This is a genomic window from Paenarthrobacter sp. YAF11_1, from assembly GCF_052113445.1.
Taxonomy (GTDB): Bacteria; Actinomycetota; Actinomycetes; order Actinomycetales; family Micrococcaceae; genus Arthrobacter.
Map to the genome: position 1 here is coordinate 1 of NZ_JBFRDF010000012.1, position 18351 is coordinate 18351.

General features: G+C 63.1%; 16 protein-coding genes. 6 read left to right on the plus strand and 10 right to left on the minus strand.

What is annotated here, in order from left to right; translation table 11 throughout:
* Positions 1-332: 332 nt before the first annotated feature.
* Genes AB4Y77_RS17200 through AB4Y77_RS17210 form a run of 3 tightly spaced genes read right to left on the minus strand, consistent with a single transcriptional unit; the run spans position 333 to position 3300 of the window.
* Entirely contained in the window at positions 333-1646 is a 1314-nt protein-coding gene (locus AB4Y77_RS17200) for an alpha-L-fucosidase (protein WP_442014759.1), read from the minus strand.
* Positions 1643-2257, minus strand: a complete 615-nt coding sequence (locus tag AB4Y77_RS17205; RefSeq protein WP_442014760.1) for a TetR/AcrR family transcriptional regulator — start codon at positions 2255-2257, stop codon at positions 1643-1645. Before AB4Y77_RS17205 ends, AB4Y77_RS17200 begins: the two co-directional genes overlap by 4 nt.
* Positions 2254-3300: a saccharopine dehydrogenase gene (locus tag AB4Y77_RS17210; protein ID WP_442014761.1), complete on the minus strand. Its 1047-nt coding sequence runs from the start codon at positions 3298-3300 to the stop codon at positions 2254-2256. Before AB4Y77_RS17210 ends, AB4Y77_RS17205 begins: the two co-directional genes overlap by 4 nt.
* Before the next feature lie 378 nt (positions 3301-3678).
* On the opposite strand from AB4Y77_RS17210, the gene AB4Y77_RS17215 reads away from it, so the two are divergent.
* Positions 3679-4815: an AI-2E family transporter gene (locus tag AB4Y77_RS17215; protein ID WP_442014762.1), complete on the plus strand. Its 1137-nt coding sequence runs from the start codon at positions 3679-3681 to the stop codon at positions 4813-4815.
* Between the two features lie 12 nt (positions 4816-4827).
* Here AB4Y77_RS17215 and AB4Y77_RS17220 read toward each other — a convergent pair whose 3' ends face one another.
* Together AB4Y77_RS17220 and AB4Y77_RS17225 are read right to left on the minus strand one after the other, a co-directional pair.
* Entirely contained in the window at positions 4828-5283 is a 456-nt protein-coding gene (locus AB4Y77_RS17220) for an iron chaperone (protein ID WP_442014763.1), read from the minus strand.
* A gap of 119 nt (positions 5284-5402) precedes the next feature.
* Positions 5403-6731 carry an aspartate aminotransferase family protein gene (locus tag AB4Y77_RS17225; protein ID WP_442014764.1) on the minus strand — a complete coding sequence of 443 codons (1329 nt, stop codon included), beginning with the start codon at positions 6729-6731 and terminating at the stop codon, positions 5403-5405.
* A 128-nt stretch (positions 6732-6859) separates the two neighbouring features.
* On the opposite strand from AB4Y77_RS17225, the gene AB4Y77_RS17230 reads away from it, so the two are divergent.
* A complete protein-coding gene (locus tag AB4Y77_RS17230; protein WP_442014765.1) occupies positions 6860-8389 on the plus strand; it encodes a PucR family transcriptional regulator in 1530 nt (509 codons plus the stop codon).
* Positions 8390-8478: 89 nt separating this feature from the next.
* Here the strand turns inward: AB4Y77_RS17230 and AB4Y77_RS17235 are convergent, their stop codons facing one another.
* The gene (locus AB4Y77_RS17235; protein ID WP_442014766.1) at positions 8479-9984 is read right to left on the minus strand and encodes a CoA-acylating methylmalonate-semialdehyde dehydrogenase; all 1506 of its coding nucleotides are present in this window, start codon (positions 9982-9984) and stop codon (positions 8479-8481) included.
* A gap of 99 nt (positions 9985-10083) precedes the next feature.
* On the opposite strand from AB4Y77_RS17235, the gene AB4Y77_RS17240 reads away from it, so the two are divergent.
* Both AB4Y77_RS17240 and AB4Y77_RS17245 read left to right on the plus strand, forming a co-directional pair.
* Complete coding sequence (locus tag AB4Y77_RS17240; protein ID WP_442014767.1) at positions 10084-10293, plus strand: hypothetical protein; 210 nt, start codon at positions 10084-10086, stop codon at positions 10291-10293.
* Positions 10294-10331: 38 nt separating this feature from the next.
* Positions 10332-10772: a nuclear transport factor 2 family protein gene (locus AB4Y77_RS17245; RefSeq protein ID WP_442014768.1), complete on the plus strand. Its 441-nt coding sequence runs from the start codon at positions 10332-10334 to the stop codon at positions 10770-10772.
* Here the strand turns inward: AB4Y77_RS17245 and AB4Y77_RS17250 are convergent.
* Positions 10754-11896 carry an App1 family protein gene (locus AB4Y77_RS17250; protein WP_442014769.1) on the minus strand — a complete coding sequence of 381 codons (1143 nt, stop codon included), beginning with the start codon at positions 11894-11896 and terminating at the stop codon, positions 10754-10756. The genes AB4Y77_RS17245 and AB4Y77_RS17250 overlap by 19 nt on opposite strands.
* 46 nt (positions 11897-11942) lie before the next feature.
* Positions 11943-12503 (minus strand): TetR/AcrR family transcriptional regulator, encoded by a 561-nt coding sequence (locus AB4Y77_RS17255; protein ID WP_311211400.1) that lies wholly within the window; start codon positions 12501-12503, stop codon positions 11943-11945.
* A 96-nt stretch (positions 12504-12599) separates the two neighbouring features.
* Between AB4Y77_RS17255 and AB4Y77_RS17260 the strand changes: the two genes are divergently transcribed.
* Positions 12600-13433 carry an alpha/beta fold hydrolase gene (locus tag AB4Y77_RS17260; RefSeq protein WP_442014770.1) on the plus strand — a complete coding sequence of 278 codons (834 nt, stop codon included), beginning with the start codon at positions 12600-12602 and terminating at the stop codon, positions 13431-13433.
* A gap of 229 nt (positions 13434-13662) precedes the next feature.
* Positions 13663-15030 (plus strand): MFS transporter, encoded by a 1368-nt coding sequence (locus AB4Y77_RS17265; RefSeq protein WP_442014771.1) that lies wholly within the window; start codon positions 13663-13665, stop codon positions 15028-15030.
* 107 nt (positions 15031-15137) lie between these two features.
* Here the strand turns inward: AB4Y77_RS17265 and AB4Y77_RS17270 are convergent, their stop codons facing one another.
* Both AB4Y77_RS17270 and AB4Y77_RS17275 read right to left on the minus strand, forming a co-directional pair.
* On the minus strand, positions 15138-16646 hold the full coding sequence (locus AB4Y77_RS17270; protein WP_442014772.1) for an APC family permease: 1509 nt from the start codon (positions 16644-16646) through the stop codon (positions 15138-15140).
* 29 nt (positions 16647-16675) lie between these two features.
* Complete coding sequence (locus AB4Y77_RS17275; RefSeq protein ID WP_442014773.1) at positions 16676-18349, minus strand: amidohydrolase; 1674 nt, start codon at positions 18347-18349, stop codon at positions 16676-16678.
* Positions 18350-18351 lie beyond the last annotated feature (2 nt).

Here is an 18351-nt window from a genome sequence, read left to right on the forward strand (position 1 = left end):
GACCGACCAATCAAATCACCACTGATGGTCCCAGCTTGATCCACCCCTTGAGACAAAGCAGGACGAGGCACAGCGGACAACGCCGTCTTCGCTTGCCTCTCCCGGATCTGCTTCATACCCCCAACTCTCGCAGGAGGCACAGACATTATTAGAGGCTCCGCTCAACCCCAACCCCAGCGACCACAAACCAGCCTCCGGGGCGCAGTTTCGCCGCCCGGGAGCATCTTCCGGGGCAGAGCCCAGTGTTGCGTCGGCAGTCCGGGCAGGCCAGGGACCAACATACCGACCGCCCTCGACCCGTGACCGGTGACCACCCGAAGAGGCTGTGACAGCTAGTCCGGCGCGTCCGTGGGGGCTTCGTATCCTTCGGGAATCATCGGCACTGCGGCATCCAGTGCTCCGGTATAGACGCGCGCGGAGCCAAGGCGGCCATCCTCACCGCTTAGTTTCACGTGCAACCTTTTCGCGGTGACAACGGGCAACTGGTGAATGCGTCGGTTGCCCACCGTCTTCCCCTCCACAAGCCCCGCTCCGGCAAGGCCCGCCCCACCAAGGCCCGCTCCGGCACCGCCGTCATCAGCAACAACCCCATCACCAAACACCGCGTGCTGAGTGATCCGCTGCCCCGAGCTCAGGTCCTCCACGAGCTCCAGGTGGTTGAAGGTCACCGCAGCCGGGAAACTCAGGGTGGCTCCGCCGTCGTGATGTTCAACAGTGGCCTCAACCGTGCCGGAGAGGCGACGGTCCAGCTCGGCCTTCCACTCCTGGAGCCTCGCGACATCCCGCTCCGGAATCAGCCCACGTGTGTCCGGCGGAAGGTTCAGCAGGAGATTCGCACCCATTCCCACCGACTGGTAGTAAATAGCGAGCAGGTGTTCGGTGGATTTGGGCTCGTCGTCCGGGTGCCAGAACCAACCGCGGCGGAGGGAAACATCGCATTCCGGCGGCAGATAGTGTTCGGCCTCCAGCCCGGAGCTGGAATCCGTGTATTGGGTGTCGGACGTGCGATCCACCACGTAGTTCACGGGGTCCGACGCCAGTCCGTTCTCATTGCCTACCCAGCGGATGGTGGGCTGGCCCATGTTGAAGATCATGGCGTCAGGCTGGTGCTCCTTAACAACAGCGATGATCCGTTCCCAGTCATACTCCCGGCCCACAGACCCGGCACCGTCGAACCACAATTCCATGACCTGGCCATAACCGGTGCAGAGTTCCGTGAGCTGCTGGACGTAGAAGTCGTCGTAGGCTGCGGGATCGCTGTAACAGTCGGCGTTCCGGTCCCAGGGAGACAGGTAGAGCCCCAGCCCGATGCCCTGTTCTGCGCAGGCCTCGGCAACGTCGCGAACAACGTCGCCTGAACCACCGCGCCACGGCGAGGACGCGACGGAGTAGTCAGTTGTTGCCGTGGGCCAGAGGCAGAATCCGTCGTGGTGCTTGGCAGTGAGGACCAAATACCTCGCTCCCGCCTCCTTGGCCGCCCGGACCCAGCTGCCGGCGTCGAGTTCTGTCGGGTTAAAAGTCGACGGCGGAATGGTGCCGTCGCTCCACTCCTTGCCGGCAAAGGTATTGATGCCGAAATGGATGAAGGCGCCGAATTCGAGTTGCTGCCAGCGGAACTGCGCGGGTGTGGGTGTCAGATGGGTCATTGGGCGGCTTCCTGTCCGTGGATCAACCACTGTGCGGTGCGGATGATTGCTTGATCGCCGTGCTCGGTGCGTAGCCCCGCGATGTCGGATCGTGTCACAGCCGCCCCCTCAAAGAGGCTGACGATCGCGCTTGCCACTCCCCTCAGGGACGGCTCCGACAGTTCCGGCCTGCCCCGCCGGACCACACCTTCTACGTGCGCAGTGTATTGGGCGTAAAAAGACCGCAGAGCACCGGCGGCCTGATCATCCGAGGCGGACAGCGCCCAGATCTCCACGTGCATCCTCACATCCGCCAACTCGGAATGCTCCTGAAGCAGCGCGGTGAGCAGACGGTAGGAATCGTCCCGGGACAACGTGCCTGACGCGTCTGAGTCGAGATCGAATCCGGCCGTCTCCTCAAGCCGCCGCAGCGAGCGCGCCAGGGCTCGATCAAGGACAGCGCGAATGAGGTCTGAACGGGCTGGAAAGTAGTGCTGCAGGTGTCCAATCCGCACCCCTGCGGCAGCTGCAAAGTCCCGCATTGCAGCGTTCGCGTTGCCCTTGGTGACCAGCACTTCTTCAGCAGCGTCAAGGAGCGCAGCCTTCCTCAGGGCGCCCTTGCTTTCAGTCATGACCTCAATATTGTCACACCGTGCGATTCGAGTTCCGTGAGTTGGGACGCGGAATCCAGGGTGGATTCGGGGAAGGAAACACCGGGCCGCGCGCCCTCCGCGAGAACTGCGCGCAGCCCCAGCAATCCGCCCAACGCCGTCAGGTGGGCTTGACCTTGTGGGTCCGAAATGACGGCCGTTCGTGTTCCGGCCGGACCTTTCACGTCAACACGGATGTGAGCCGTGCCGCCCGCACCGGGCGAGTACAACAGGGAGCGCCGCAGCGGTGACCACCGTTCCCCGCTACCCCAGCGGAACAGTCCCACCGCACGTGCGGCGAGCAACGCCGTCGTGGACGTATTGGAGCTGAACCCGATCCGGGTTGCCACGGATCCGGCGCCAAGGGTGAGCGGCAAAGTGAACTGTTCAGGCGTGTCGAGCCGTGCCACCTTGGTGCGGTGCCCGGCAATGTCCACCCAGCGCGTGTCGCTTAAGGGACGCACGACGGCGGCCTTACCGCCTTTGCGTACTTCAAAGTCCAGTCCCAGCCGGTCCATGAAGTCCACTGAGTCAACCCCGGCGCGGTCGTTGATGTCGTACCGGATGGCGACGTCAATCTGGTCACCGCCGCCCGCGTCCTGGGCCAAAGCTGCTGCGACGATGTTGATCACGCCGCCCATCCAGCCCGAGCTCAGCAATACAGGAGCAGTTGGCCGAAGGAGGGTTGCCAGAGTAGCTGCCCTGGTGACGCGACTGGTCCAGCGGGTGACGTCGACGTACGGGATCCCGGCGCTGACGGCAGCGCGGAGAACCCTGTCGTCGGGGTCGTTGACGGTGCTGATCACCGCCCTGACCTTGGCGTGGAAGGGTTCCGGCCGGCTGAGGTCCCACCTTTGGACAGTCACGTTTCCGTTTGCCAGGTGGCTGCCGCGGTCCGGGTTCCTGCCCGTGAGAAGCAGCGGCCATTGCGTACCGGCGAGTCCCGTGAGTGCCGTACCGACGGTGCCGTAGCCGCCGACGATCAGCACGGGACCTGTGGGATCAAATTCAAGGAGGTCATTCATGATCTCATCCTAGGTCAAATGACCTAGAAAGTTGCAAATGCGGGAACCCCTATAGCTGCCACGCAACCCGGAGTAGGCTGCAAGCATCTGCCCGGAGCACTACACCTGAGTAAGCAAAAGGAGAGATCATGACCCTTCCTCCCACTCACGAGCCCGAGCCATTCCCCCCGGACCCGGGGCCGGTGCCGCCACCGGATCCCACCACGCCGTTTCCACCCAGCCCCATTCCGGATCCAAACCCCACCCCCGGGCCCTCGCCGGTTCCCGACCCAGGTCCAGTACCACCACACCCTGATCCGACCCACTAGGAAGGTGCAATAGTCAGTAGGCTTATGTTTGATCAGGTCGGTTGACCGATGCGAACGAACAGGAGCCCCCATGACGGCACACGAGGAAACAGCGCCCGTTTCCGTCCGCAGGCAACACAAGCCTGAACCCTGGAAAGACTCCTTGGGCCGAGCTTCCGTGCGGGCAGCGCAGGTCCTGCTCATACTGACCCTGACGGTGGTGGCGATCTTCGGGCTGCTCCAAATCCGTCTGCTGGTCATCCCGGTGCTCATAGCCCTGATCCTTGCGGCGGCCATAGGGCCGTTCGTCAACATGCTTCGACGGCGCGGCTGGCGAGGCGGCCTGGCCACTGGCGTCGCATTCCTTGGCCTCTTGATGGTGCTCGGCGGAGTCATCACGGTGATCGTCCTGTCGGTGCGCAGCCAGTGGGACGAACTGATCGGCCAGGCCGCAGCCGGCCTTGATGAGTTGGAGAACTTCCTGCTGACCGGGCCGTTTCCGATCGACCGGGAGCAGTTGAACCAGGCCCGTGAAGGGGCCGTGGAGTTTGCCCAGAGCAGTCAGGTGCGTTCCGGGGCGGTTACTGGGTTATCGGTGGTGACCGAGTTCCTTGCCGGCGCCAGCCTGGTGGTAGTGATCCTGTTCTTCTTCCTCAAGGACGGCGCCAAGATCTGGGAGTTCTTCCTGCGACCCTTCACAGGCCTGAGGGAAGCCAAGCTTCGCCGGGTTGGGAAGCGCACCATGGAGGTCCTGGGCGGCTACGTTCGAGGCACGGCGATTGTCGCGTTGGTGGACACGGTAGCGATCGGCACGGTCCTGCTCATCCTCCAAGTCCCGCTGGCCATCCCCCTGGCAATCATCGTGTTCATTGGAGCCTTCATCCCCTTGGTGGGGGCGACGGTCGCCGGGATCCTGGCAGCTTTGGTCGCGCTCGTCGCCAACGGCCCGATCGTGGCGCTGATCGTCGTGATCGCAGTGATCGCCGTCAATCAACTTGAAGGTGACCTCCTTCAACCGGTGGTCATGGGCAAGTCCTTGGAACTGCACGCACTGGTCATCCTGATGGCGCTGACAGCAGGCACCATCCTCGCCGGAATCATCGGCGCCGTGTTGTCGGTTCCCATTGCGGCGGTTGCCTGGGCCATCGTCCAGGTGTGGACGGCAGAAGATCCGGACCTGGAACCCATGAATCCGGATCTGCCGCCGGCCAACAGTCAGCCGGCCTAAGGTCGCAAGCGATTATGCCAGCGCCCTCTTGATCAGCTCCACGATCTTTGCCTCGACCTCCGGCGTCATTTCCTTCAGGGCAAACGACGTGGGCCACATGTCGCCGTCGTCGAGTTTGGCGTTTTCTTCGAACCCGAGCGTGGCGTACCGGGCCTTGAACTTGTGGGAGCTTTGGAAGAAGACGATGTTCTTTCCGTCCTTGGCGTAGGCCGGCATCCCGTACCAGGTCTTGGACGTGAGTTCGGGCGCGTGCTCCTTGACGATCGCATGCAGGGCTTCGGCTATGGCTTTGTCCCCGTCGGGCATCTCGGCGATTTTGGCCAGGACGTCAGCTTCACCGTCAGCTTTGCTTGCCTTCTTGCGCGGAGCCTTCTTCAGTTCCTGCGCACGCTCCTTCATCGCCGTGCGCTCTTCCTCCGTGAAGCCGTCGTAGGACTTGGTCTTGTCAGTTGTTCCGGTCTCAGCCATGGTGGGTTCCTTCGTCTCTGCTGCGTGATGGTGCTCTTAACCCAAAGCTACGGCGCCGGCGGGCCGGAAGCTTCTCCGAAACTGCTCAGTTGAGGCTGCGGCGAGTCGAAGGGAAGCCGTCAGCTGACGGCGGTCAGGGCGTCGTCGTAAATCGCCAATGCTTGGCGTACTTCTTCGGGGTTTACGACGGCGGGAGGCACCACGTGCACGCGGTTGTCGGCGATGAAGGGCAACAGTCCGCGGTTGAGCAGTTCCGCTTTGAGCCTCGCCATGAACGCTGCACTGACCGGCGTCCGTGTCTGGCGGTCCTCCACGAGCTCGAGGGCCCAGAACACGCCGCGTCCCCGGACTTCACCGATGACGTCATGGCGGGCGGCCAAAGATGCCAGGCCGGGCTCGAGGTGGTCGCGGCCGATCCGGGTGGCGTTCCCTATGATGTCTTCTTCTTCAAAGGCCTCGATCGAGGCAACAATCGAGGCCGCGGCCAGTGGGTGCCCCGAGTAGGTGAGGCCGCCGGGGAAGACACGGTCGTCGAAGGTGGTCGAGATTTCTTCGGAGATGATGACGCCGCCTACCGGGACGTAGCCCGAGTTGACGCCCTTGGCGAAGGTGATGAGATCGGGCCTGACATTGAAGGCGTCCAGGGCGAACCAGTCGCCGGTGCGTCCGAAGCCGGCCATGACCTCGTCAAGGATCAGGATGATTCCATGCTGATCGCAGAGTGCACGGACGCCCTCGAGGTAGCCGGGCGGCGGGAGCAGAATGCCGGCCGTCCCGGGAACGGTTTCGAGCAGCACTGCGGCAACGGACTGCGGCCCTTCCAGTTCGATGGTCCGGCGCAGGTGCTGCAGGGCGCGCTCCGCTTCCTGTTCCGGGGTTTCGGCCCAGAACTCGGAGCGGTAAAGATATGGCCCGAAGACGTGGACGTGTCCGCGGGAGTATTCGTTGGGGATGCGGCGCCAGTCGCCGGTGGCCACGATGGCTGCGCCGGTGTTGCCGTGATAGGAGCGGTAGCGGGAGATGACCTTGTCCCGCCCGGTGTGCAAGCGGGCCATGCGGATGGCGTTCTCGTTGGCGTCAGCGCCGCCGTTGGTGAAGAACACCTTCTCCATGTTCGACGGCGAGTGGGCCAGGACCTTCCGGGCCGCCAGGGCGCGGGTGTGGTTGGCGTGCGCGGGAGCAACGGTGGTGAGCGTGTCCAGTTGCTGCTTGATGGCTTCGATGAGGCGCGGGTGCTGGTGGCCTATGTTCGTGTTGACCAACTGGCTGGAAAAGTCCAAGTACGTCCTGCCCTCGTGGTCCCAAACGGTACTGCCGGAGCCGCCGGCGATGGCGAGGGGGTTCAGCGTTTTCTGGGCTGACCAGGAGTGGAAGACGTTGGCGGTGTCCAGCGCGGCGACCTCCTCGTTGGTGGTGGGAACAGCCAGGGCGGTCCGGGTTGGCGACATGGGAAGGTCCTCTCGAAAGGGCGGGCGGGGCTTCCCCTTCATCTTGCTCTTCTGAACAGGGATGCACCTCAGGACATTTGTATAGTTGGCAGGGTGTGGAACTACGTTTTTCCAAGGAGCGCCTGAGTATGCCGCTGACCATCAACACCATCCTTCGCAACAGCTCGCTCAACTTAAGGCTGGTGACGCCGGAGGCAGGTGACCCTGCGGTGGAAACATCCGTGTCCTGGGTCCATAGTTCCGATCTCGACGACCCCACTCCGTTCCTCGATCCGGGGCAGTTGCTGCTGACGGATGGTACGCAGTTTCCCGTGGGCGATGGCCCCGGCGAGCTCTATAGCGACTATGTGGCGCGGTTGGTCAAGCATGGGATCAGCGGCCTCGGTTTCGCCACCCAAGTGATTCACGGCGTACTGCCGCCGGGACTGGTTGAGGCGTGCCGGACCCATGGGTTGCCGTTGCTGGAGGTCCCCGACAGGACGCCGTTCATCGCCGTCATACGATTCGTTGCAGACTTGCTGGCGAAGGAGCAGAACGCCAGGTCCGAATGGTCGCTCCAAGCACAACGGGCCATCGCACGGGCTGCCCTGCGTCCTGACGGACTGCGTTCCATCCTGGCCGAGCTCGAGCGGCAACTGCATGGCTGGGTGGCGATGTTCGACGCCGCGGGAAACCATATCCTGATGCCCAACAACCGTCCCGTGCCGTCGTCGTTGATGCCCGGGGTGACGGATGCTGTCAGGAAATCCTTGGACCAAGGCTCGCGATCGGTCTCGCAATTAACGGTGGACGGCGAGCAGATCACCCTGCAAACGCTGGGCCGCCGGCATCATTTGCGCGGTGTGCTGGTCCTGGGCGCCATCGAACCCCTGGACCCTGCCCGCACCGACATCATCAACAGTGTGATCGCACTGGCGAGCCTCGCCTTGGAGCAAACGCGCACCCTCGATACCGCACGCCGCCATCTGCGTGCAGGCGTTTTCGAACAATTGTTGGCAGGAAGCACGGACGTTGCCGAGCGCACGGCACGCCAGGTCTGGGGCAGGCTGCCCGCAGACCCCGTGGTGGTGACCATGGCGCAGCCTCCCGGGCAAGGACAGAACCTCCTGGAGGCACTGGAACTGTTGTCGGACGACCACCGCGGAGCCGTCTTCTACGCTCAACGGAACGAGAACGTTGTAGTGCTGGCAGGATCAGCACTCCAGCAGAAGGCCACAGTCCTCCTGGAAAGATACGGCGCAACCGCAGGTACTTCAGGGGAAACGGACTTTGCCAGCCTGGCCAGGGCCTTGAAGGAGGCAGAGCGATCACTGCAAAGGGCTCTGGAACTCGCCCGCCCCCTTGTCACCTTCGAGGAAATCTCACGGGGTGGGATGTTGGGCCTGCTGCACCGCGATGAGGCCGGCTCCGTTGCCCGGCGGCTCATTGAGCCGTTGGCCAAGCACGACGAAACCGAACAGACCCAGCTGCTGCCAACAGTTACCGCGTGGTTGGCGAACAACTGTGTCTGGGACCGGACAGCACGGCAGCTGGGGATCCACCGGCACACCCTCAGGAACCGGATCGATGCTGCGGGCACCGTCTTGGGACTCAACCTCGACAGCCTGCGCGACAGGCTGGAACTGTTCGCCGCCGTCGAGTATCTGGAAGAGCGTTAGCCCGAAACCAGCGGGAAGTGAGAGAGCGTGTCAGGTCCGACCCTCTCTCACCTCCCGGCCCTATATCACCGACGCTCCATCACATCCCTCTAGTTCTGGGGGAATCCGAGGTTGATGCCGCCGTGGCTGGGGTCGAGCCAACGTGAGGTGATGGCTTTTTCGCGGGTGTAGAACTGGAAGCCCTGCACGCCGTAAGCCTTGGAGCTGCCGAAGATGGAGTCCTTGAAGCCGCCGAAGGAGTAATAGGCCACGGGCACGGGAATGGGCACGTTGATACCCACCATCCCCACTTCAACCTCGGTCTGGAAGCGGCGGGCCGCACCGCCGTCGTTCGTGAAAATCGCCGTCCCGTTGCCGAAGGCGCCGGAGTTGATCAGGTGCAGGCCCTCTTCGTAGCTCTTCACTCGGACCACTGCCAGTACCGGGCCGAAGATTTCCTCGGTGTACACGCGGGAGGTGACCGGGACGTCGTCGATCAGCGTCGGGCCGAGCCAGAAGCCGTTCGGGTCGCCGTCGACCTCGATGCCGCGGCCGTCCACCACCACCTTGGCGCCATCCTCAAGGGCGACGTCGATGTACGAGGCCACTTTGTCGCGGTGCTGGCGGGTGACCAACGGGCCCATGTCGCAATTGCGGCGGCCATCGCCGATCTTCAGGGTGGACATCCGGGCGGTGATTTTCTCAATCAACGCATCCGCGACAGGTTCGACCGCCACCACCACACTGATCGCCATGCACCGCTCCCCCGCGGAACCGAACCCGGCGTTGATGGCGGCGTCGGCAGTCAGTTCGAGGTCGGCGTCGGGCAGGACCAGCATGTGGTTCTTCGCCCCGCCGAGCGCCTGGACCCGCTTGCCCTTGCGGGCCGCGGTCTCGTAAATGTACTGCGCGATCGGGGTGGAACCGACAAAGGAAATCGCTTTGACGTCCGGGTGTTCCAGGAGCCCGTCCACTGCTTCCTTGTCGCCATGCAGGACGTTGAAGACACCATCCGGGAGGCCGGCCTCGGAGAAAAGGGCAGCAAGCCAGTTGGCCGCCGTCGGGTCCTTCTCGCTCGGCTTCAACACCACAGTGTTGCCGGCCGCGATGGCAATCGGCAGGAACCACAACGGCACCATGGCGGGGAAGTTGAACGGGCTGATGATGCCTACAACACCCAGCGGCGCCTTGGTGGAGTAAACGTCGACGCCGGTGGAGACATTTTCTGAATGCTCGCCCTTGATGAGGTGAGGGAAGCCGGTGGCCAGTTCCACGACTTCCTGGCCGCGGGTGATTTCCCCGAGGGCATCGGAGACTACCTTGCCGTGCTCGGAGGTGATGATCTCCGCGAGTTCGCCCTTCCGCTCGTTCAGCAGCTCCCGGAAACGGAAGATAATCTGCTGGCGCTTGGTGATGGACATGTCGCGCCACGCCGGGAAGGCTTTGTGCGCCGAGGAGATGGCCGTCTCGATGTCCTCGGCGTTGCCAAGGTTGACCAGCTTGGTTTCCCTGCCCAGGGCGGGATCGAAGACGGGGGCCGTGCGGTCCCCGGCCGACGGCGCCTCAGCGCCTCCGATCCAGTGCGGAACCACGGGGAGCTGGTTGATTTCAGTCACTGCATTCTCTTTTCTGACGGCGGATCGATGTGCGAAGCATCTGGATCCACCGTAGGTTCGGAATCGACCTTCCAGCTCGGTACATTCAGCCAAGAAGCCATGACCTGTTGGACATATGTCGATCACTCACCCTTGAGTTTTGTCCGGTTAACCTTCCGACACCTGCTGCAAGGACTGGATGTCCGAGGCGCCAACGGCGCATCAGTAGACCCCGCCGGGCCCGTCCGCCGCGGAAACAACCTCGGCGACGCTGATCCGTGGACAGAAACCTGGTTCTACGCGAACCCGGTGTTCATCGACGTCGCGTAGCTGTTCATCGGCGGCGGCGCCTGGAGGACAATGGCCCCATGATGCTCCCTCGCAAGGCACCGCCGCTGCCGGACGGGCAGGAACAAGAACTGCTCGCCGCGGCAAAGGACTGGGCACAGGCCATCGTGGACAACGATGCCTCCCGCATCGCCGCCTTCGTAACGGACGACTGGGTCATCGTTTCCGATTCCGGCATCTCCCCCGGCGTGAAGTTCTTCGCCTTGGTGGAATCCGGGGACCTGACGCATTCACGAATGGTCGTGGTGGGTGAGCCCCGAGTTCGCATTTTCGAGGACTCGGCGACCATCACAGCCCGCGTCACCACCACCGCGCATTACCGCGGCCTGCGGAGTGACGCCGACGAATGGACCACCGATGTCTTCGTCAAACGGGATGGACGATGGTTGTGCGCGCTGACCCACTACACAGCGGTCAGCCCGCCGCCGTCCTCGGATGGTAGTCAGCCGGCGTCCGTTTGAACGTCGCCTTCCTCGGGGTCATCGGCGGAACGGACCTCACTCCGGATAATGCCCAGCTCTTCGAGCTGGGCCGACATCCCGGCCCCATCGGGCGCGTAGATCCACGGCACCCCTGGGGTGGGCTGGCCGCCTGTCTTTGAACGGCCGCCGGCGAGGACCGCCTCACCGGCGGAGAGTTGTCGAATGGCGATCGCCTTGACGTTTTCAGGATGCCGCTGGGCAAACTCGGAGTAGATGGCTTCGTCATGTTGTCCGTCGTCGCCCACCAGCAACCATTTGATGTGCGGGAACTCTTCCGCGAGTCGTTCCAGGGAGTTCCTCTTGTGCTCCTGACCACTGCGGAACCAGCGGTCAGGGGTAGGGCCCCAGTCGGTCAGCAGCTTGGGACCGGCAGGGTACAAGTTGCGGGAAAGGAACCGCGACAGCGTGGGGGCAACATTCCAAGCACCAGTGGACAAATACAACACGGGGGCCGAGGGGGCGGTCCGGGCAATGCGTTCATAGAGCACAGCCATCCCGGGAGTGGGGGTCCTCGCGTGTTCGTTGAGGACAAAGGTGTTCCAGGCAGCCAGGAACGGCCGGGGCAGGGCCGTGACCATCACGGTGTCGTCAATGTCAGAGACCACACCAAAGTCGGCGTTGTCGGCAACGATCTCAACAGGAGCCTCCACCTCCCGGGACTCACCGGATTGCAGGGTGAGGGTGTGCCACCCGGCATCGAGGGCCACCGGGATGCGGGCATCCACCACACCTCCGCGATCGGCCCGTACGGTGAAAACGGTGCCCGCGAGAGTCACATTAACGTCAGCATTTGCCACCGGAGCGCTGGTGAAGTTGCGCCAGCCCCGCATGCTTTCCTGCAACGGTTTGGCGTGGCCGGCGGCATCGCGAGGGTCACTGCGGACGACGCGTGCCAGCACCCTGACCCAGGATGTGCTGCCGTAGCCGGTGTAGGGAATCACCGTTTCCACCCTGCCGCGCCGGATGGCGAGTCTCGTCTGGAAACCGAGCCACGCGTCGTCGAGCCTCAGCGCAAGATGGCGGCGGCCGTTGCGCGGCTGTTGGGGGCCGCCCTTTTCGACGGCGTCGGGCTGGGGGCGCGGTTTCATGGGACGGGGAGACATGCGTCCAGTCTTCCACGAGCTGCTCCAGGCTGCAGTCCGCTGGCTCCTACTTGCCCAAAGCAGCGCCGATCAGGACCTCGGCCGCCTGACGCGCTTGTCCGGCGGCGTCGGCCGTACCGGCGATGGCCGCGGTGGTCTGGGCGCCCTCGGCGAGGATGGCCAGTTGCGGCGCCAAGTAGGCGGGGGCGCCGGCCTCCACCGTCAGGTGCGCCACATATTCCTGGAACGACTCCTTGTGCTTCCGCGCATACTCGGCAACCTCGGGGCTTACGGCACCCAGTTCAGCGAAGCTGTTGATGAACCCGCACCCGCGGAATGAGTCCTGGCAGAACCAGCCGGCAAGGTAGTCGAAGATGGCGAGGAGGCGTTCGCGCGGCGTCCCGGCTTGTTGGACTGTGGCGTCCAGACCCTCGGTCCACGACTGATGCCGACGCTCCAGCACGGCCATCACGATACTGCTCTTTGACGGGAATTCCCCATAGAGCTTCTTCAGCGAAACCCCGGCAGCGGAACGCAACTCGTCCATCCCAACGGCCTGGATTCCCTTGGCGTTGTAGAGCTCATCGGCGGTGGCAACGATGCGTTCGCGGACCTCGGAAATATTCATGCACCCATTCTACTTGCAAAGAGAACGAACGTTCTCTACGATGGAAAACACAGGAAGAGAACGATCGTTCTCCACTCGCAGAAAAGGGACAACATCATGGGTTTCATCAAGGTCGGCACCGAAAACACCACGGACATTGAGCTCTACTACGAAGACCACGGAGCAGGTCAGCCCGTAGTCCTGATTCACGGCTACCCGCTGGACGGCGGCTCGTGGGAGAAGCAAACCGCAGCCCTCCTCAACGCCGGCTACCGCGTCATCACCTACGACCGCCGCGGATTCGGAAAGTCCAGCAAGCCGACCACCGGCTACGATTACGACACCTTCGCCGCCGATCTCAATACGGTCCTCGAAACCCTGGACCTGAACGACGCAGTACTGGTGGGCTTCTCGATGGGCACCGGCGAAGTAGGGCGCTACCTCGGCACCTACGGCGAAGGCCGCGTTGCCAAGGCCGCCTTCCTGGCGTCCCTCGAACCTTTCCTTCTCCAAACGGACGACAACCCCACCGGCGTCCCGTCTTCGGTGTTCGACGGCATCCGCGACGCCGCCATCGAGGACCGCTACGCCTGGTTCACCAACTTCTACAACGACTTCTTCAACACCGACAACTTCCTGGGCAACCGCCTCAGCGAGGAAGCCTTGCGGAACTCGTGGAACGTCGCCGCAGGCTCATCCTGGTACGCTTCCTTCGCCGTTGTGGATTCATGGCTCACGGACTTCCGCTCCGACATCGAGAAGGTCACCGTCCCGTCATTGATCGTCCACGGCACTGACGACCGCATCCTTCCAATCGACGCCACCGGACGTGAATTCACCAAGCGGCTCCCCTCCGCCGAGTACGTCGAAATCGAGGATGCCCCACACGGCATGCTCTGGACGCACGGCGCTGAAATCAACGAGATCCTGCTGCGGTTCCTGGCGAAGTAGTCCGGCGTCGGCTGAAGCGAGAGAACTTACGACGGCGGCAGGTCGCCTTGGTTCCACTGGAGCCTAAGGTGGCCTGCCGCCGTCGTGCGTTGACGTAGCGCATGTCACGCCCTATGATTTATGAATCGATTCAAGATGTAACCTTCCTCACGCTGAATGACCACTTTGTTCAGTCCTGGATGGGAAGAGTTCTTGTTCCTTGCCAACGACGCCAGAGGAGTACAGCGACGTGACAGTCACGCACCGGAGGGATCCCGTCCCCTCCCCCGAGCCCACCACCGGCCCCGAACCAACCACCGGCCAGAAGGATCCGAAGAAGGCCGCGATGAGCGGTTGGATCGGAAGCGCGCTGGAGTATTACGACTTCGCCCTGTATTCACTGGCGGCCACGCTGCTGTTTCCCACCATCTTCTTCCCCACCGAGAATGCCACCGTCGGCATCATCGCCTCACTTGCTACCTACGCCGTGGGCTACGTTTCCCGCCCACTCGGTGCCGTGATCCTGGGAGCCTACGGTGACCGGCACGGACGCAAGAAGGTGCTCGTTTTCGCGATGCTGCTCATGGGCTTCGCTACCTTTGCCGTCGGGCTCCTGCCGACGTACGGACAGGTTGGCTTGCTTGCTCCCGTCCTCCTGGTGATCCTCCGCCTGATTCAAGGATTCGCCGTTGCGGGTGAACTCGGTGGCGCCAGCGCGATGATCGTGGAGCACTCTCCGGATGCGAAGCGCGGCTTCTTCGCGAGCTTCAGCTTGCAGGGCACGCAGGTGGGTTCAATCCTTGCTACCGCAGTACTGATTCCGCTCGCCGCCTTCCTCCCCGACGAGCAGTTCCATTCCTGGGGCTGGCGCCTGCCGTTCCTGCTCAGCGCCGTGGTGATCATCGCAGGCTATGTCATCCGCCGCCGCGTGGAAGAGCCTCCCGCGTACTTGGCCCAGTCCGAAGACACCAACACCAAACGACGCTTCCCGCTGGTGGACCTCCTGCGGACCCACCCCTGGGTTCTGGTCCGTTGCGTCATCATGACCTTCACCAACGTGATCGGCATGGCCACCCTCATCTTCGGCGTCTCCTTCGCGACCCAAAAGGGCTACGGCATCGGCTTTTCCAGCAGCGAGTTCCTCTGGGTAACCCTGGCAGCCAACGTGGCCGCCGTACTGGCGATCCCTCTGTTCGGCGCCTTGTCCGACAAGATCGGCCGGCGAGCACTGATGGTGGCCGGTGGTATTGCCGGCGGATTGCTGACCGTGGGTTACCTGTGGGCCATCGAACAGCGCAGCCTGCCCCTGGTGTTCCTCTGCGTGGTGATCGTGCAGGGCATCCTCTTCCAGATGTGGAACGCCACATTCGCTACGTTCTTCCAGGAGCAGTTCCCCATGCGGATGCGGGTCACCGGTTTCGCGGTCTCCCAGAACATCGGGCTCATGATCGCGTCCTTCTTCCCCAGCCTGTTCACTGCGATCGCTCCCCCGGGATCGGCGAACATCCCCCTGGTCATCGGCCTGACCACGCTGGGCATCTGCCTCGTCTCAGCCGTAGCCACCCTGATGTCCTCTGACACGAAGGGCAAGACGCTTGAGGATCTCGAAACCCGCTAGACCGGGTTCTTCGGGGCGACCGCTGGGGGCGTGCACCGAAATCGCCGGGAGGGCTCCAGTTCGCTGGTCCCTTCCGGCGATTTCGCGTTTTTCCGGCGGCTTCGCAGTCAGTCGTTGACCAGCTCGGCGGTCTCGGTCACAGGCGTTACCGCGTCACGCACCTTCTTGCCGCGGGCATAACCCACCAGCCCCAGCGCCAGGATGCATCCAAGGGTGCCTAGGGCGAAGGCTTCGAAGGTGAACTGGGAGACACCCCACGTTGCCTCGAAGTCGTACGGCAAGCCGAAAAGCACATCCAGTGTTCCTGGGAAGATGGCCACCCAAGACCCGATCAGGATCCACGCGAAGCAGATATAGCCGAGGATCCGAAAACCCGTATCGGAGACCGGCACCTTGAAGGGCCGGTCAACCTGGGGATACTTGCTCCGGAGCTTCACTGCTGCCGGGATTGCCATCAGGTAGCTCAGCAGGAACGTCGAGATCGCGATGGAGAGCACCACGCCGAACAGTGCGCTGCTGGTGCCGCTGAGCTGCATCGCTGCGAGCATGAACAGCGTCGCCACCACGCCTGAGAGGGTATTGACGCGGATGGGCGTTCCCAGTTTGGGATGGAACCGGCCAAAGAACCCGCCGAAGAAGGAGCCATCCGCCGCAGCCATGGCCTGCATACGGTCACTGATGATCATCCAAGCGGCACCTTGGGAAACCAGGATGAAGCAGAAAACCACCGCGGAAATAGACAGCATGATCTCAGCAGCAGGACCAAACACTGTGTAGACGGTGGCGATTGCGCCGAACAGCCCGCCAATTCCTGTGATCTGGTCCAGAGGAACCACCAGCAAGATGGCAAGGATGGGAAGCAGGTAGCTCGCCGCCGCAATCATGGAGGACCGGGCTACGGAGATGGGAACGTCCTTGGCCGGGTTCTTCATCTCCCCCGCAGCACTGTTTCCGGACTCAAAACCAAGGAATGAGAACAACAACAGTGGAGTGACGCCCAGGAAGCCGGCAAGCGTCGGCGAGAAGAAGCCCAGGTCCAAGCCGTTGAACCCATGCTGCAGCCCGTAAATCATGGTGACAATGATGAAGAAGGTCAGGAACGCAACTTTGAGGATGGCGCCCAGTGAGGGCAGCCATTTGCCGTGCTTCAAGCTGATGATCGCTGAAGTAACCGTGATCCAGATGAAGAGCAGCTTGAAGAAGTAATCCACCGGGCTGCCGGCGTCGACATGGCCCACGTACTCGGACCACGTTTCCACTGCCACGAAGGCCATGGCGCCGCCGACCCACACAGGCTGCGTCACCCAGGTGAAGAGGGACGTGATGGCCGCAACCACCCGGCCAAACGCCATCTTTGTCCACACGTAGACGCCGCCCTCTTCCGTGAAGGCGCCGCCCGTCTCGGCAAAGATGAGCCCGTAGGGAACCATGAACGTGACGGCGAGGATGAGCGTCCAGGTGAAGGTCTCCCCGCCGAAGCCTGAGACCTGGCCGAGCACCTCCACTGAGATAACAGCGGCGACTACCAACAACAAAATGTCGAAGCGGCCCAGGGATTTTTGCAGATGCTTGCTTTGCTCTTGCGCGAGCCGCGTTGAGGCTACTGGCTGATCCATGATCGATCCTTTGCTACTGCTTAAGTTTGCTACTGAGCAGGATGGGTGGGAAGGGCGCCATTATGGACGCGGCTGTGTACGGGGCGGCCTCCAGCGAAAGTGAATTCGACGCCGATTTCGCCCAGCACGGCGGCCTCGACGGCGAGCGGATCGGCGTCGAGCACCACCAGGTCAGCGGCCATGCCCACCCGGATGGCGCCACGCTCGGCGTCGAGCCGGTTAGCGCGCGCAGCACCCGTGGTGTAGGCGGCGAGAGCCGCCTCGAGGGCAATCGCTTCGGCGGGTAACAGCGGATCCGTTTGCGATCGGGGGTCGCTCGCATGTGGGTCCGCCGACGGAGCCGTGCGGTTCACTGCTGTATGAATGCCCCATAAAGGATCGGGGCTGGAGACCGGCCAGTCACTGCCGATGGCAAGGTCGACGCCGGCGCGGCGCAAGGTCTCGAAGGCAAAGTGCACCTGTTGGTGGGCTTCGTCGAGATATGGCAACTTGGTTTCAACAAGCACCGGATCCTGCCTGGCCCACAGAGGTTGTATATTGGCGATCGCCCTTGTGGCTGCGAAGCGGTCGACGTCGGCCGGATCCACCAAGTCCAAGTGTGCGATCTGGTGGCGCGGGTCCCACCCTGCGCGGCGCGGCAAGTCCAGGGCGTTCAGACAGTCCCGCACGGCCTGGTCACCAACAGCGTGCAGGTGCAGGTCGAAGCCCTCCGCGTCCACGGCCCGCGTGATTCGTGCAAGCTCGTCCGGTTCGATCAGGCTCATGCCCATTTCATGGGGGTGGCCGTCGTATGGCCGGGTCAAGGCAGCGGTGAGGTTTTCGCAGACGCCGTCCACCATGATCTTTACGGCTGTAGCCCGGAAGCGTCCCCGCGCTGTGGCACGGCGGTCTTTGAAGAGTTCAAGCTGTTCGAGACCGCAGTCCCGCTTCCACCAGAGCGCCCCGGTCACGGTGGCGGTCAAGCGCCCCTCCGATTCCAAGGCCAGGTAATGATCAAAGGAGTCGGGCATTCCCAGTGCGTGTCCGACGGCGGCGTCTTGCCATGCGGTCACACCCAATGAGTGCAGATAGGCCTGGGCTGCAAGAAGGGCACGACGGATATGCTTTTGGTCCGGGTCCGGAATCAGCGCGGAGACGAGGTCTGCCGCATGTTCAATAAGCATGCCAGTGGCGGCTCCGGCTCCATCCCGGGCAATGACTCCTCCGTCCGGATCGGGAGTCGTGTCAGTGATTCCGGCACGTTCCAGTGCACGTGAGTTCACCCAGGCGCCGTGGCCGTCGTGACTGATCAGGAATACGGGCCGGTCCGGAACCAGCTCGTCCAACAGCGCACGATGCGGGAAGCCGCCGTCGAAAACGTCTCCATACCAGCCTGCACCCTGGATCCATTCAGCAGCCGGGTTGGCCCGGGCATGGTTCGCAATCAGCACGCGATACTCCGCTAGGGAATGGACCCCCGAGAGATCACAGCCGAGCATTTGCAGCCCTCCTGCGAGTGGGTGGACGTGGGCATCCTGAAAGCCGGGAAGAAGTGCCTTTCCAGTGAGGTCAACGAGCTCCGTGGCCGGACCGCGCCAGGCCGCGGCGTCGGCGCCGAGGGCCACGATTCTCCCGTGGGCCACCGCAACCGCCGCGGTGTGGGGTTGGAGGGGATCCAGAGTATGTACGGGGCCGCCGCTGAAGATCCAGTCTGCGTGGGTCATGT